We start from the raw sequence: 13,410 nt of genomic DNA, 5'->3' as shown, positions 1-13,410 counted from the left end.
CGACCGGACCCAAAATTTTATCGGGGCCACATTGTCCTGAAAAGCACAGCCCCAATCGCGAAGCGACGGTTTGCGGAACCATTGTTTCGGGGGCGCATTGTCTCGGAGCGGCGGCTGTTACGCCGTCTGGAAAGGGAGATTCCCATGGTTCGCAAGATCGTCACCGCCGGGCTGCTCGCCGGCATGTTCACGCTGGCCGCCTGCAACACCGTCGCGGGTGCCGGCAAGGACGTGTCGTCGGTCGGCCACGCCACCACCAAGGCGGCCGACCAGTCGAAATAAGCCTCGGGCTTATCGCAGAACGGAAGGGCGTCGCCGGGAAACCGGCGGCGCCTTTTTCATTGACTTCATGCGTATTGCAGGCAGTTTGCCAGGATGATCCCGAGCCTGTGGCTGGCCCTGCTCATCAGCGAGACCCACTCATCCGCAAGCGCGTTCAACGGCACATGGATCATGGATCTCGATTCCGTCGACGGTCCACGCGCTCCGCACAGTTTCGCACTTCGGGCCGGGGTATTTTCGCGGGGCGATCCGGCAGATTTTGTTGTGAAAGCGGATGGCGTCTTTCATCGCCAACCGAGTGACGGATATGTCGATTCAGTCGCGATTTCCGTCCGAAATAGCCGGCATGTCCGCGAGCTCGACCGCTTCAGAGGCCGGATCGTTTATTCGGTCGACTATACGGTTTCGGCAGACCGGCGTGCGCTGAACGAGGTCGTAACCGATTTCGGCAAGCCTGACCGTGGTCCCGTCCCTACCCGAATATTCTACCACCGGATCGATGGGCCGAGAGCAGGCGCGCACGCGCTGGACGGCAGGTGGCAGGAGATAACCACCAAGACAACGCAGGCTCGTCTGACAGAGAGAATCACGCTTCATGGCTCACGTCTGGGCGTCTTGGGCTTCGGCGGCTCAGGATTCGACGCGATCGTCGGCGGGCCGCCTGTTCCGATCAGGGGTGACAGGGCGTCGGCAAGGATAACCGTGACGATGCCTGACGACCATATGATCGTCGAGCAGATGTCGGCGGAGGGCACGACGACCCTGACGAAGACGATGACAGTGCTTCCTGACGGCAAAACGATCCGCGTGGCGGTGCGACGCTTGACCGACGGCACCAATTCCAGCTGGCTTCTGCACAGACGTTAGGGGCTCTACCCTTCAGCCTCGGCAGCCGCCTCCCGCGCCCGTCTCCGCTCGGTGAACCAGATCATCACCAGCGCGAATTCGTAGAGGATGCACAAGGGGAGCGCGAGCAACACCATCGACAGCAGGTCCGGCGGCGCCAGCACGGCGGCCACCGCGAACACCGCGACGATCGCGTAGCGGCGCCCCTTGATCAGCTGCCTGCGCGTCACGATGCCCGCGCGTTCCAGCAGCATCAGCAGCACCGGCAGCAGGAAGGCCACGCCGAAGCCGAACAGGAATTTCGTGACGAAGCTCAGGTAATTGCCGATCGCCGGCAGCGCTTCCTGCTGCACGCCGCCGATATTGCGCTGGAATGACGTGCCGAGCAGGAAGTGCAGCGCCAGCGGCATCGCCATGTAATAGGCCATCGCCGCGCCCGACAGGAACAGCACCGGCGTCAGCACCAGGAAGGGCCTCAGCGCGCGCTTCTCCTTGGCGTAGAGGCCGGGCGCCACGAAGCGCCAGATCTGGTTCGCCACGATCGGGAAGCTCAGCATGATCGAGGAGAAGAAGGCGACCTTCACATTGGCGAAGAAGGCCTCGAAGATGTCGGTATAGATGAGCTTGCCCTGCCCCGCCCTAAGCAGCGGCTGGACGAGGAAGGCGAAGATGTCCTCCGCGAAATAGAGGCAGACGCAAAAGCACAGCCCCAGCGCCAGGAAGCTCCAGATCAGCCGGCGGCGCAGCTCGATCAGGTGATCGAGCAGCGGCGCGCGCGAATCGTCGAGTTCGTTCTCCCCCTCGGCCATGGCCTCAGGCCTCGGGCGGCTGACGGACGGGCGCGGCCGGTTCGAGCGGGAGCATCGGCTCCTCTGCGGCGGCAGGCTTCGGCATCTCGGCTTCGGCGGTCCCGGCGGCGACGGGCGGTGCCGGCAGAGCCTCGTGCGGCGCCGTCACGCTCGCCATCAGGTCGGCATGCTCGCGCATGATCCGCTCATTCTCCGCCTTCCACTTGGCTTCCATCTCGGCCATCTCGGCCTCGCGGACCATCTCGTCCATCGCCGAACGGAAATGGCGCGCCATCGTCCGCCCCTTGCCGACCCACTGGCCGACGAAGCGCATCGCCTTCGGCAGATCCTTGGGCCCGATGAACACGATCGCGACGAGCGCGACCAGCATCAGCTCGGACGGGGCGATATCGAACATGTCTCAGCGGCGACCCGGCAAGCGGCCAGCGATCACGGAAGCGGCCGGTCCTCACGAACCGGGGCCGGATTGTGCTCGACGATCGGCTCGGCGGGCTGCTGCGCCTGCAGGCGCGGCGACGGGCGCGGCGGCTCGGGGCGATCGGTGGAATCGTCCTCGGCCATGCCCTTCTTGAACTGCTTCACGCCCTTGGCGACATCGCCCATCAGCGCCGAGAAACGCCCGCCGCCGAGCACCAGCACCGCGACCAGCGCGAGCAGGATGATGTGAATCGGGGACAGACCCATGACCATTCTCCAAACAGGAGCGCCCTATCTAGTCGTCCTCGCCGCCGGTTTCCACCTCCGCGTGCATCAGCATGTCCTCGACGGGATCGAGCAGGCCGGCGGCGCGCAGATCCTCGATGCCGGGCAGGTCGCGACGGCTCTCCAGCCCGAAATGGGTAAGGAAGCCCGCCGTGGTGGCGTAGGTGAGGGGCCGGCCGGGCACCTCGCGACGGCCGGCGGGGCGCACCCAGCCCGCCTCCATCAGCACGTCGAGCGTGCCCTTGCTGATCTGGACGCCGCGGATCGCCTCGATCTCGGCGCGGCTGACCGGCTCGTGATAGGCGATGATGGCGAGCGTCTCGATCGCCGCGCGGCTCAATTTGCGCGGTTCCTCGCGCTCGCGGCGCAGGATGTGGGCGAGGTCCGGCGCGGTCTGGAAATGCCAGCGCCCGCCGCGCTCGACCGGATGGATACCGCGATCCGCATAGCTTTCCGCAAGCGCGGCGAGACCGGCGGCAACGTCAACACCTTCGCCTGCGGCCGCTTCGATCTCGGATTTGGTGAGCGGGTTTTCGGCGGCGAACAGCACCGCCTCGACCGCGCGCTCGTCATGGCCGATCATGCGGCGCGCACCCAGAGCGTGTCGAATGCCTCTTCCTGCCGCAGTTCCAGCCGGCCCTGCTTGGCGAGTTCCAGCATCGCGAGGAAGCTGGACGCGCGGGAGGATTTGGCCAGCTGCGGATCGAGCGTGGCGGGCAGGAAGCGTTCCAGCGCCGTCCAGTCGACCGCATGGCCCAGCATCGCCTCGACGCGCTGCAGCGCCGCCTCCAGCGTCATGACCGGGCGACGCGCGACGACGTGCATCACCGGCTTGTTGCGCGCGGTGATGGCGCCGTAGGCCGCGATCAGGTCGAACAGCTCGGCCTGCCATGCGGCCTTGCGGATCACCTTGAGACCTTCCGGTGCGCCGCGCACGAACACGTCGCGGCCGATCCGGTCGCGCCCCATGAGTCGGCTGCCGGCTTCACGCATCGCGTCGAGCCGCTGGAGACGCAGTTGCAGACGGAACGCCAGTTCCTCGGGTGAAGGCTCGACCTCGGGATCGCGCGGCAGCAGCAAGCCGGATTTGAGATAGGCCAGCCACGCCGCCATCACGAGATAATCGGCCGCCAGCTCCAGCCTGAGCTGTTTGGCGCTCTCGATGAAGCCGAGATATTGCTCGACCAGCGCGAGAATCGACAGCTCGCGCAGATCCACCTTCTGCTGCCGGGCGAGCGCCAGCAGCAGGTCGAGCGGCCCTTCCCAGCCGTCTATGTCGATGGTGAGGGTGTCTTCGGCCTGGTCCACAGCCAGAGGCTAACGCTTCTCTACGCGGTCAACCATCCCCGTTCGCCCTGAGGTTGTCGAAGGGCTGTCCTTTTCTGTGGACGGTTCAAGAAAGGGCAGGGCTTCGACAGGCTCAGCCCGAACGGAGGGGGGGTCAGGCCAGGGCGAGCAGCGAATCGCGCTTGGCGACCAGGTCCTCGAAGCTTTCGTCCGATGCCTGCGTCGCGATCGTCGCCATCGCGCGCTGGAGGCGATCGTAGCTCACCTCCGGAATCGATCCGAGCGCGCCGGCCACCGTCTCCATCTCGGTCATCTCGCCGGAGCAATGAAGCGCGATGTCGGTCCCAGCCGCCAGTGCGCCGACCGCGCGCGCGCCGAAATCGCCGGAGAGCGCGTGCATGCCAAGATCGTCCGACATCAACAGCCCATCGAAGCCGATCCGGCCACGGATGATCTCCTGCACGACGATGGTCGACTGGCTCGCCGGTCGCTCGGCATCCCACGCCGCATAGACGAGGTGTGCGGTCATCCCCATCGGCGCGTCGTTGAGCTGGCGGAAGGGCTGGATATCCTCGGCCAGCTCCGCGTCGGTCGCCTCGATGATCGGCAGCGCCTTGTGGGTGTCGAGATGGGTGCGGCCATGGCCGGGCATGTGCTTGACCACCCCAACCACCCCGCCCTCGCGCAAGCCGTCGATCACGAGGCGGCCGAGCGACGCGACCTGCTTCGGCTCGGTGCCGAGCGCCCGGTCGCCGATCACCGCATCGGCATCGGGCCGGCGGACGTCGAGCAGCGGCAGGCAGTCGACATTGACGCCGACCTCGCGCAGCATCACCGCGATCGCCTTGGCGTTGACCCGCGCCGCCTCCATCGCGGAGACGGGCGCCCTGTCCCACAGCCGCGCGAACGCCTCGCCCGCCGGCAGCTTCGGCCATTCTGGTGGCCCCATGCGCTGCACCCGGCCGCCTTCCTGATCGATCAGGATCGGCACGTCGTCGCGACCGACGAGGCTGCGCAGGTCGTCCGTCAGCGCCTTCATCTGCTGGCGATCGCCGCAGTTGCGCTTGAACAGGATGAAGCCGGCGGGGTCGGCCGAGCGGAAGAAGCTCCGCTCGGCATCGGTCAGCGCGAGGCCGGAAAGGCCGAAGAAAGCGGGGATCATGCAGTCAGGCGCTAGGCCTCACTTCACGACCGTGCAAGCCTCGCCCGCCACCTTGAGCTTCGAGCAGACCGACGAGGCATCTCCGCCCGCCGCCGCGCGCAGGCGGTAATAGGTCTTGCCGTTGACGTCCGCCTTCACCACCGAATGCTGGAGCGCCGCCAGATAGCCATAGCGGCCGGACAGCGACTTCCACGCCGCGTTCGCCGCCGCTTCGCTCGGCAGCGCGCCGAGCTGGATGGTGCCGCCGGCGGCCGGGGCCTCGGCGGTCTGGACGGGCGCGGGCGCCGGAGCGGCCGGCTTCGGCGTGGGCGCGGGCCTCACCGGGGCCGGAGCCGGCGCCTTGGCGGTCTCGACCGGCTTGGCGGGCGCGGGGGTCGGCTTCGGCGCCTCGGGCTGCGGCGCGGGCGTGCCCTTGGCGATCGGCGCCTCGGGCACCTTGGAGAGATCGATCTTGGCGTTCGGATCGGCGCCCTCGCTCGCGGCATAGGCGCTGTCGCCCTGGCCCTTGACCTGCATGCCGCCCTCTTCGGCGGGCTTGGTCTTGTAGGGTCCGGCCGGCGCGGCGATCGTCGCGGGGCCGCCATCGGCGGTCTGGACCGGGCCGGAGACGCGCTGCTTCAGCCAATAGACGCCGCCGACGACGCAGCCCAGGATCACCAGCGCCGCGACCAGCCCGGCGATCAGGCGGCCGGCGGAGACGCCTTCCTCAGCGGTCTCGTCCTCGACCGGTTCCAGCCAGGGCAGGCGGTCCTCGTCCGCATTGCCGCCCATGCTCCGCCCCGAATCCGACATCGCCCTACATCTCCTCGGCCGCCGCGACCCCCATGATCGACAGGCCATTTCTTAATATCTGCCCGATCCCCTCGGCGAGGGAAAGCCTTGCTTGTGTCGTTTCGGGATCGTCCTGCACCAAAAAGCGACGGTCGGGACGATCGTTGCCGCGATTCCACAAGGCATGGAAAGCCGCCGCCAGATCATAGAGATAGAAAGCGACACGGTGCGGCTCGCGCGTGCCCGCCGCCTGCTCGACGACACGCGGGAATTGCGCGGCGAGCTTCACCAGCCCCCATTCCTCGTCGTCGAGGCGGGAGAGATCGGCGCCCGCCGCCTCCAGCCCCATCTCGCCCTTCGCCTTGCGTTGCACCGAGCAGACGCGGGCATGGGCATATTGAACGTAGAAGACCGGATTGTCCTTCGACGCCTCCACCACCTTGGCGAAGTCGAAATCCATCTGCGCGTCGGCCTTGCGGGTGAGCATGGTGAAGCGCACCACGTCGCGGCCCACCTCGTTCACCACGTCGGCCAGCGTCACGAACTGGCCCGAGCGCTTGGACATCTTCACCGGCTCGCCGTTGCGCAGCAGCTTGACCATCTGGACGAGCTTGACGTCGAAGCGCTTGCCCCCGGTGAGCGCCTGCACCGCCGCCTGGATGCGCTTGACGGTGCCGGCGTGGTCGGCGCCCCAGATGTCGATCAGCTCGTCCGCCTCGGCCGCCTTCTGCGCGTGGTAAGCGAGATCGGTGCCGAAATAGGTGAGCCCGCCGTCGGACTTGCGCACCGGGCGATCCTGATCGTCACCGAATTCGGTGGCGCGGAACAGGGTCATCTCGGTCGGCTCCCAATCGTCGGGAAGCTCGCCCTTGGGAGGCTCCAGCACGCCCTGGTAGAGCAAGCCCTTGGCGGTCAGGTCTGCGAAGGCGGCATCCACCTTGCCGGCCTTCTGCACGCCGGCCTCGGACGCGAAGATGTCGTGATGGATGCCGAGCAGGGCGAGGTCGGCGCGGATCATGTCCATCATCGCGGCGACCGCCTTCTCGCGGAACAGGTCGAGCCACTCGCTCTCCGGCGCGGACTGGTAGCGCGTGCCATATTCGGCGGCGAGCGCAGAGCCGACCGGCTTCAGATAATCGCCCGGATAGAAGCCTTCGGGGATCTCGCCGATATCCTCGCCCAGCGCCTCGCGGTAGCGCAGGTGCGCCGAGCGGCCGAGCGTCTGCACCTGCGCGCCGGCGTCGTTGACGTAATATTCGCGCGTCACCGGGTGGCCGACGAAGGCGAGCAGGCTGGCGAGCGCATCGCCCACCACCGCGCCCCGGCAATGGCCCATGTGCATCGGCCCGGTCGGGTTGGCCGAGACATATTCGACGTTGACGCGGTGGCCGTTGCCGGCGGTCGAGCGGCCGTAATCGCCGCCCGCCGCGAGGATCTCGGCCAGTTCGCCGCGCCATACGTCGGGCGCCAGGCGCATGTTGATGAAGCCGGGGCCGGCGATCTCGACGGCGGTGACGCCCTCCACCTGCTCCAGCTTCGGCGCGATCGCGGCCGCCAGCGCGCGCGGGTTCGTGTTCGCAGGCTTGGCCAGCACCATCGCGGCGTTGGTGGAGAGATCGCCATGGCTCGCATCGCGCGGCGGCTCGATCGAGACGGCGCGTCGCGACAGCCCGGCGGGGATGGTCCCCTCGGTCTCAAGCTGGTCGAGAATGCGGCCGATCTCCTCGGCGAAGCGGATGTAGAGCGTCACGGGCGGTCTTTTCGTTGGATCGATGAAGGCCGCGCCCTTAGCGCGGGGGGGCGGACGGAGCAAATGCGGGACGCGCGAGGGCGAAGTTGACGAAGTTGACAGGGTGCGCGCCTGAAAAAAGACATTCCTACAGGTGGCCCGCGACGGTGGGAAGGAGCCGGCCGACTCCGGTCGGCGCCACCCTCTCACGCGAAATCCTACATTGGAAGAGCGGCCACGCTCGCTCCACGATCCGTCGCCCCAATAGCGGTCGTGGCGAGGTCTGATCTTCAATCCCATTTGCTGCCGTTCACCAGCCTGCTAGCATTCCTCCGATCTGCGGATGGGGGCGCGCATGAAGGCCGAATGCCAGTGTGGTCAGTTGTCGGTAGGCTTGCCCGGCCCGACACCCGCAGTTGTTGCCTGCCATTGCATCGATTGCCAGCGCCGGACTGGGGCACCTTTCGGGGTCATGGCATATTATCCGGCTGACCAGATAACCGTTACTGGCACAGCAAAGCGCTATGAACGCCCGACTGCTGAAGGAAACTCGTTCGAGACATTCTTTTGTTCAGAGTGCGGTTCTACTGTTTATGCGAAGGCCGGAAAGCATCCCACCCTCGTCGGAATAGCTGTTGGTTCGATAGCAGACCCCTCTTTTCAAGCCCCTGTGAGGTCGGTGTGGGAGCAGTCCATGCATGCGTGGGTGCGGCTTTCGCCCGATATTCAACACTTCCCCAAGGGGCGTGGCTAACAGCCGAAGTTGCCGCGTGGTGCTCCAAAAGCAGCCCGAGCACTTCCCACCAAAAGCCGTCCCGCCTGCCTGCCACAAATCGGGACGTTAACCGTGACGCGCCGCTGAGCGCTCCGCCCCGTATCTGGTAAGACGACTCGTCCCCCGAGGAGTCCCACGCCGATGGCGCCGCGCAAGGTTCTGATGCTGGAGTTCAACGAGCTGTGCCCGGCGCTGCTCGATCGCTGGATCGCGAGCGGCGACCTGCCGCACTTCGCCCGGCTGCGCGCCACCTCGGACAGCTTCGTCACCACGCCCGACGTCGAGGACAGCGCGCTGCTCGAGCCGTGGATCCAGTGGTATTCCACCCACACCGGCCTCGCCTACGACCAGCATCGCGTCTTCCACCTGACCGACGGCGCGCGCGCGCCGCACACCGACATCTATCGCGCGCTGATCGCGGCGGGGCGCACGGTCGGCAGCTTCTCCAGCATGAACGTCGCGCCCTTCGCCAGCCCCGGCAGCTTCTTCGCCGCCGATCCGTGGACCGAGCAGGGCGACGCCTTCCCGCCCGCGCTCAACACCTACAACCGCTTCGTCTCCGGGCAGGTGCGCGAATACAGCAATGCCAGCGCGTCCACCGGCCTCGCCGACCAGGCCAACTTCCTAGCCTTCCTGCTGCGCCACGGCCTGTCCGCCGGCACGGTGAGCGCGATCGCGAGGCAACTCGCATCGGAGAAGCTCTCCGATCCCCGCCTCTCCTACCGCCGCGTCGCCATCCTCGACCGGTTGCAGGCGGACGTGTTCTGCGCGCTCTACCGCCGCCAGCGGCCGGATTATGCCAGCTTCTTCATCAACAGCACCGCGCACCTCCAGCACAGCTACTGGCGGCATCTCGATCCCGAGGCGTTCACGGTGCGGCCCGATGCGGACGAGATCGGCGTCTATGGCGACGCGATCCGCTTCGGCTATCGCGCGATGGACGCTTTGCTCGGCCGCTTCATGACGCTGGCGGAGCGGCAGGGTGCGCTGCTGATCTTCATGACCGCGCTCAGCCAGCAGCCCTTCCTCCGCCACGAGGAGATGGGCGGGCAGCATTTCCACCGGCTGCACGATATCGAGGGCTTCCTCGACCGGATGGACATCGCGCGGCTGTCGGTCGATCCGACGATGACGCATCAATATATGGCGCGCTTCGAAACCACCGCGCAGCGTGATGCCGCGCGCGAACGGATCGCCGCTCTGCGCATGGAGAGCGGACGGCGCCTGTTCGACTTCGCCGACAAGGCCGAGGAGGAAGCCCAGCTCTATTTCGGTTGCCAGATCGCGACCCGCACCGAAGCTGACGCGACCGTGATCGACGATGCCACCGGCGCGACGCTCCGCTTCGGCGAGCTGCTGTATCGCATCGACGCCATCAAGAGCGGCCGCCACCACCCGGACGGCGCGCTGTGGATCCGCACCGGATCGGGCGTGCGCCATGCCGGGCAGGCGTCGATCCTCGACGTCTTCCCGACGCTGCTCGATCATTTCGGCCTGGGCATGCCGGAGGGGCCGGAGCGGCGTGGATCAAGCCTTCTGCCGCGGCTGGGGATGCAGCGCGCGGCGGCCTAGAAGCCCTCGGGCATCGCCACCGGCCCGACCACATCGATATGCCGTGCGATAGCGTAGCGATCGGTCATGCCGGCGATGAAATCGGCGATGTGGCGGGTGCGGGCCGGATCTTCGGCCGGCAGCGTGTCCTGCCAATGGGGTGACAGCAGCGACGGATCGGCGGCATAGGCCGCGAACAGACGCGTCAGCAGGCCGCGCGCGGCCTCCGCCACCTCCAGCTGCGACTCGCTGTGGTAGAGCGTGGCGTACATGAAGCGCTTGAGAGCACGTTCGTCCGTCTCCATCGCCGGCGAGAAGCCGACCAGCTGGCGCCCGGCCCCACGCACCTCGTCCACCGATGCGACGCCGCTTTCCGCGATCCGCTTCCGGCTTTCCTCGATCACGTCGTTGACCATCGCGCCGATCTGGTCGCGGACCAGTTCGCGGCGCAAGCGATCGGGCTTGGCGCAATCGGGGTGACGCGCGGTCACCGCCCGCCAGCGCGCGCCCACGAAATCCACCGTGCACAGAGCATCGAGATCGAGCAGCCCGGCGCGCAGGCCATCGTCGATATCGTGATTGTCGTAGGCGATATCGTCGGCGATCGCGGCGATCTGCGCCTCCAGGCTCGGCCAGCTTTCGAGATCGAGCGGGAACTCCGCATCGGCCTCGCGCAGCGCCCAGGTGGGATGACGGACGGGGCCGTTATGCTTGGCCAGCCCCTCCAGCATGTCCCACGTCAGGTTGAGCCCGTCCCAGCCCGGATAGGGGCTTTCGAGCTTCGTCAGGATGCGCAGCGTGTGGGCGTTGTGATCGAAGCCGCCGGCATGCATCGTCGCGGCCTTCAGCGCGTCCTCGCCGGCATGGCCGAACGGCGGGTGGCCGATATCGTGGGCGAGACACAAAGCCTCGGTGAGGTCTTCGTTCAGACCCAATGCCCGCGCGATGGTGCGGCCGATCTGCGCCACCTCCAGGCTGTGGGTGAGGCGCACGCGGAAGTGATCGCCGTCGGGCGCCACGAACACCTGCGTCTTGTGGCGCAGCCGCCGGAAGGCGATGGCGTGGACGATCCGGTCGCGGTCGCGCTGGAAGGCGTCGCGCGGCCCGCGCGTTTCGCCGCCCGGCTCGCGATGAAGCCTGCCCCGGCTGCGCGCCGGATCGGCGGCGTAAGGCACCGTCATTTGCCGGTGTCGATCTTCTCGACCTTCTGGCCCTTTGCGCTCTTGAAGGTGAAGCCGGAAAGCCCCTTCGCCGCCATCTTGTTGACGAAAGCCTGCGCCTCGTCCTCATCCTTGAACGGGCCGACGAGCAGGCGGTTGGTGGCGCGCAGCGGCGTGGTGGAGGGGTTGTGCCCCTTCATCAGATCGGGCGCCTTCTTCTTCACGCCGGCCCAGGCCTTGTCCATGTCGTCCCTGTTGGCGCCGCCGGCGACCTGGACGTAGACGCGCTCGGGATTGCCCTTCTCGGCCTTGGCGGATTTCGACGACTTCGTCTTGCTGTCGTCGGCATCGTCCGACGTCGAGGATTTCGACTTCGCACCCTTCTTCGTCTTGACCGCCGTGTCGCCGCCGCCATCCGCCGAAGCGAGCTTCGTGGTGCAGGCGGTGGATGCCGTCTTCCTGGCGCTGGACTTGCCGTGGCTCTTGCCCTTCGACTTCGGAGCGGGCGCGCAATCCTCGTCGTCCGCATCGGCAAGCCTGGCCTTGGCGCTGGCCGACTTCGCCTTGGTGGCGGTGGTGCTGTCGTCGTCGGCCGAAGCCAGCTTCGTGCAGGCGGTCGAGGCCTTCTTCTTCCCCGCAGTCCGGCCGTGCGCCTTGCTCTTCGACCTGGCGACCGGCGCGCAATCGTCATCGTCCGCATCGGCGAGCTTCGTGGCGTCGGATGCCTTCGCCTTGCTGCCCTTCACCAGTGCGAGATCGGTGTCGTCATCCTTCGAAACCTTGGCGGCCCGCGTCTTCGTGGACTTGGCGTCGCTGTCGTCGGTGCTTGCCAGCTCGGTCTTGGCAGACTTCTTGGACGTGGTGGCCGGCGTCGTATCATCGACCGAGGCCGTGGCGGTCTTGCCGTGGACGACCGGCGTGCCGACGGTCTTCGCGACTACCGGCGCCGGGGTCGCGCGGACAGGCCGGCTCGGCGCCCTGGACGCCGCATCGTGCGGCAGATCGTAATGGCCCTGCGCCGCCGGGGTCGGCAGCGCGTCCGGCGGCGGAGCCGGCGGGCCGGCGATCTCGGCGCGATGCGGCTCGGCCTGCGCCAGCTGCACGGCGGGGCTCGGTGCGGGCGAAGCTGGGGTGGGCTGCGGTGCAGCAGGCGTCAGTGCGATCTGCGCGAGCGGCGCTGCCGTATAGTTGGTCGATGCGGCAGCCGGTGCCGGAGTTTCGGCCGGGCGCTTCGTTTCGACCGGCTTCGGCGTGGTGGCCGACACTTGCAGCGGGGCGGGCGCGGGCTGCGGGATCGTCTTCGCCGGGATCGGCGCAAGATCGCTGCGCGGCGCCGGCGCGGTCTCGCGCGGCGGGGCCGAGGCGTAGGTGGCCGGCGCGCTGACGCTCGCCACCTGGGCCGGCGTGTAGGTGGCGCCGGTCGCCGGCATCTCGCCGAAATGCACCGCGCGCGCCTTGTCGGCCGGCGACAGCGTGGCGAGCCGCACCAGGAACGGCTGCAGCATCGTCGCCTGCTGCGGCAGCATGATGCGGGTGATGTCGTTGGCGCCCTTGGCGTCGCCGTCCATCGCCAGCACGAAGGTCTGCGCGCGCCAGGCGGCGATGTCGCGCTTGCGGATCAGCGGATCGAGCGTCGCGATCGCCGCCGTCTTCTGCCCCGAAATGCCCTGCGAGAGCGCAAGCCGCCGCCGCGCGGTGTCGTCATCGGGGTGCGAGGCGAGCACGGTGCGGTAATCGGCCTGCGCGCGCGCCTGATCGCCGGTAAGATCGTAGGCGAGGCCCCGATCCTCGGCGAAATCCGCATCCGGCACGCCGAGCCGGCTCGCCTCCGAGAACAGGCGCAGCGCATCCTGCGGCTTTTCCAGCTGGACCAGCGCGGAGCCGAGGCCCGCCTTCACGCCCCCGTCATTGGGCGCGATCTCCTGCGCCTTGCCGAAGAAGCCGACGGCGGCATTGGGATCGCCGAGGATCAGCGCATTGTGCCCGGCGGCGGTGAGGGCCTGCAGGTTGTTGGGTTCGGTCGCCAGCGTGCGCAGCGCCTGGGCAAGCAGCTCGGCCGGATCGGTGCTCTGCGGCAGCGGCTGGACGACGGCGCCCGCCGGCGCCTGTGCCATCGCGGGCATGGCGGCGGAAAGCAGCAGAGCGGGAATCAGCAGCCGGCGAAGCGCGCCGGGGATGGGCAGGTTCGGCATGGCGCATGGCTTTGGGCGAGGATGCGTGCCCGCGCAAGGGGCGATGCCCCGGCCCACGCCGGAAGGCGGGGCGACCGCGCCGATCGGATGCTTAACCCCCTGTTTACCATATTGCGCAACGATGGTTACCGGACAGACCAACGA

General features: G+C 67.8%; 14 protein-coding genes. 4 read left to right on the top strand and 10 right to left on the bottom strand.

All coding sequences use genetic code 11. From position 1 onward, the window contains the following. Window positions 1-144: 144 nt before the first annotated feature. Together HZF05_RS04930 and HZF05_RS04925 are read left to right on the top strand one after the other, a co-directional pair. Window positions 145-282, top strand: coding sequence for an entericidin A/B family lipoprotein (locus HZF05_RS04930; RefSeq protein ID WP_110156314.1), 138 nt, complete (start codon window positions 145-147; stop codon window positions 280-282). 93 nt (window positions 283-375) lie between these two features. Further along, on the top strand, window positions 376-1,149 hold the full coding sequence (locus HZF05_RS04925) for a hypothetical protein (RefSeq protein WP_160363272.1): 774 nt from the start codon (window positions 376-378) through the stop codon (window positions 1,147-1,149). Window positions 1,150-1,154: 5 nt separating this feature from the next. Here the strand turns inward: HZF05_RS04925 and tatC are convergent, their stop codons facing one another. The 8 genes from tatC to argS all read right to left on the bottom strand — a co-directional run bounded on the left by tatC (window position 1,155) and on the right by argS (window position 7,609). Then, a complete protein-coding gene (gene tatC, locus HZF05_RS04920; RefSeq protein ID WP_160363271.1) occupies window positions 1,155-1,937 on the bottom strand; it encodes a twin-arginine translocase subunit TatC in 783 nt (260 codons plus the stop codon). Window positions 1,938-1,941: 4 nt separating this feature from the next. Continuing rightward, window positions 1,942-2,334 carry a Sec-independent protein translocase protein TatB gene (gene tatB / locus HZF05_RS04915; RefSeq protein WP_160363270.1) on the bottom strand — a complete coding sequence of 131 codons (393 nt, stop codon included), beginning with the start codon at window positions 2,332-2,334 and terminating at the stop codon, window positions 1,942-1,944. 32 nt (window positions 2,335-2,366) lie between these two features. Continuing rightward, on the bottom strand, window positions 2,367-2,621 hold the full coding sequence (locus tag HZF05_RS04910) for a twin-arginine translocase TatA/TatE family subunit (RefSeq protein ID WP_160363269.1): 255 nt from the start codon (window positions 2,619-2,621) through the stop codon (window positions 2,367-2,369). A 28-nt stretch (window positions 2,622-2,649) separates the two neighbouring features. Continuing rightward, window positions 2,650-3,222: an SMC-Scp complex subunit ScpB gene (gene scpB, locus HZF05_RS04905; protein ID WP_160363268.1), complete on the bottom strand. Its 573-nt coding sequence runs from the start codon at window positions 3,220-3,222 to the stop codon at window positions 2,650-2,652. Next, window positions 3,219-3,947 carry a segregation/condensation protein A gene (locus HZF05_RS04900; RefSeq protein WP_160363267.1) on the bottom strand — a complete coding sequence of 243 codons (729 nt, stop codon included), beginning with the start codon at window positions 3,945-3,947 and terminating at the stop codon, window positions 3,219-3,221. The genes scpB and HZF05_RS04900 overlap by 4 nt, the downstream gene beginning before the upstream one ends. Before the next feature lie 133 nt (window positions 3,948-4,080). Further along, window positions 4,081-5,088, bottom strand: coding sequence for a beta-N-acetylhexosaminidase (nagZ, locus tag HZF05_RS04895; RefSeq protein WP_160363266.1), 1,008 nt, complete (start codon window positions 5,086-5,088; stop codon window positions 4,081-4,083). A gap of 18 nt (window positions 5,089-5,106) precedes the next feature. Beyond that, complete coding sequence (locus HZF05_RS22090; protein ID WP_281367443.1) at window positions 5,107-5,880, bottom strand: SPOR domain-containing protein; 774 nt, start codon at window positions 5,878-5,880, stop codon at window positions 5,107-5,109. 4 nt (window positions 5,881-5,884) lie between these two features. Beyond that, window positions 5,885-7,609 (bottom strand): arginine--tRNA ligase, encoded by a 1,725-nt coding sequence (gene argS / locus HZF05_RS04885; RefSeq protein ID WP_160363265.1) that lies wholly within the window; start codon window positions 7,607-7,609, stop codon window positions 5,885-5,887. Between the two features lie 322 nt (window positions 7,610-7,931). On the opposite strand from argS, the gene HZF05_RS22375 reads away from it, so the two are divergent. Both HZF05_RS22375 and HZF05_RS04875 read left to right on the top strand, forming a co-directional pair. After that, complete coding sequence (locus HZF05_RS22375; RefSeq protein WP_425505610.1) at window positions 7,932-8,342, top strand: GFA family protein; 411 nt, start codon at window positions 7,932-7,934, stop codon at window positions 8,340-8,342. Between the two features lie 162 nt (window positions 8,343-8,504). Then, entirely contained in the window at window positions 8,505-9,935 is a 1,431-nt protein-coding gene (locus HZF05_RS04875; protein WP_160363263.1) for an alkaline phosphatase family protein, read from the top strand. Here HZF05_RS04875 and HZF05_RS04870 read toward each other — a convergent pair. Both HZF05_RS04870 and HZF05_RS04865 read right to left on the bottom strand, forming a co-directional pair. Beyond that, window positions 9,932-11,095 carry a deoxyguanosinetriphosphate triphosphohydrolase gene (locus tag HZF05_RS04870; RefSeq protein ID WP_160363262.1) on the bottom strand — a complete coding sequence of 388 codons (1,164 nt, stop codon included), beginning with the start codon at window positions 11,093-11,095 and terminating at the stop codon, window positions 9,932-9,934. The two genes, HZF05_RS04875 and HZF05_RS04870, sit on opposite strands and share 4 nt — an antisense overlap. Next, the gene (locus tag HZF05_RS04865; protein WP_160363261.1) at window positions 11,092-13,266 is read right to left on the bottom strand and encodes an SPOR domain-containing protein; all 2,175 of its coding nucleotides are present in this window, start codon (window positions 13,264-13,266) and stop codon (window positions 11,092-11,094) included. Before HZF05_RS04865 ends, HZF05_RS04870 begins: the two co-directional genes overlap by 4 nt. Between the last annotated feature and the right edge of the window lie 144 nt (window positions 13,267-13,410).

The organism is Sphingomonas chungangi (assembly GCF_013778325.1).
Lineage (GTDB): Bacteria > Pseudomonadota > Alphaproteobacteria > Sphingomonadales > Sphingomonadaceae > Solisphingomonas > Solisphingomonas chungangi.
This window is presented reverse-complemented; position numbering and strand designations above follow the sequence as displayed.

Excerpts from the sequence above, each read along its gene's own strand:
- HZF05_RS04930 (WP_110156314.1), top strand. The coding sequence starts at position 145 with ATGGTTCGCAAGATCGTCACCGCCGGGCTGCTCGCCGGCATGTTCACG.
- HZF05_RS04925 (WP_160363272.1), top strand. The coding sequence starts at position 376 with ATGATCCCGAGCCTGTGGCTGGCCCTGCTCATCAGCGAGACCCACTCA.
- tatC (WP_160363271.1), bottom strand. The coding sequence starts at position 1,937 with ATGGCCGAGGGGGAGAACGAACTCGACGATTCGCGCGCGCCGCTGCTC.
- tatB (WP_160363270.1), bottom strand. The coding sequence starts at position 2,334 with ATGTTCGATATCGCCCCGTCCGAGCTGATGCTGGTCGCGCTCGTCGCG.
- HZF05_RS04910 (WP_160363269.1), bottom strand. The coding sequence starts at position 2,621 with ATGGGTCTGTCCCCGATTCACATCATCCTGCTCGCGCTGGTCGCGGTG.
- scpB (WP_160363268.1), bottom strand. The coding sequence starts at position 3,222 with ATGATCGGCCATGACGAGCGCGCGGTCGAGGCGGTGCTGTTCGCCGCC.
- nagZ (WP_160363266.1), bottom strand. The coding sequence starts at position 5,088 with ATGATCCCCGCTTTCTTCGGCCTTTCCGGCCTCGCGCTGACCGATGCC.
- HZF05_RS22090 (WP_281367443.1), bottom strand. The coding sequence starts at position 5,880 with ATGTCGGATTCGGGGCGGAGCATGGGCGGCAATGCGGACGAGGACCGC.
- HZF05_RS22375 (WP_425505610.1), top strand. The coding sequence starts at position 7,932 with ATGGGGGCGCGCATGAAGGCCGAATGCCAGTGTGGTCAGTTGTCGGTA.
- HZF05_RS04875 (WP_160363263.1), top strand. The coding sequence starts at position 8,505 with ATGGCGCCGCGCAAGGTTCTGATGCTGGAGTTCAACGAGCTGTGCCCG.
- HZF05_RS04870 (WP_160363262.1), bottom strand. The coding sequence starts at position 11,095 with ATGACGGTGCCTTACGCCGCCGATCCGGCGCGCAGCCGGGGCAGGCTT.
- HZF05_RS04865 (WP_160363261.1), bottom strand. The coding sequence starts at position 13,266 with ATGCCGAACCTGCCCATCCCCGGCGCGCTTCGCCGGCTGCTGATTCCC.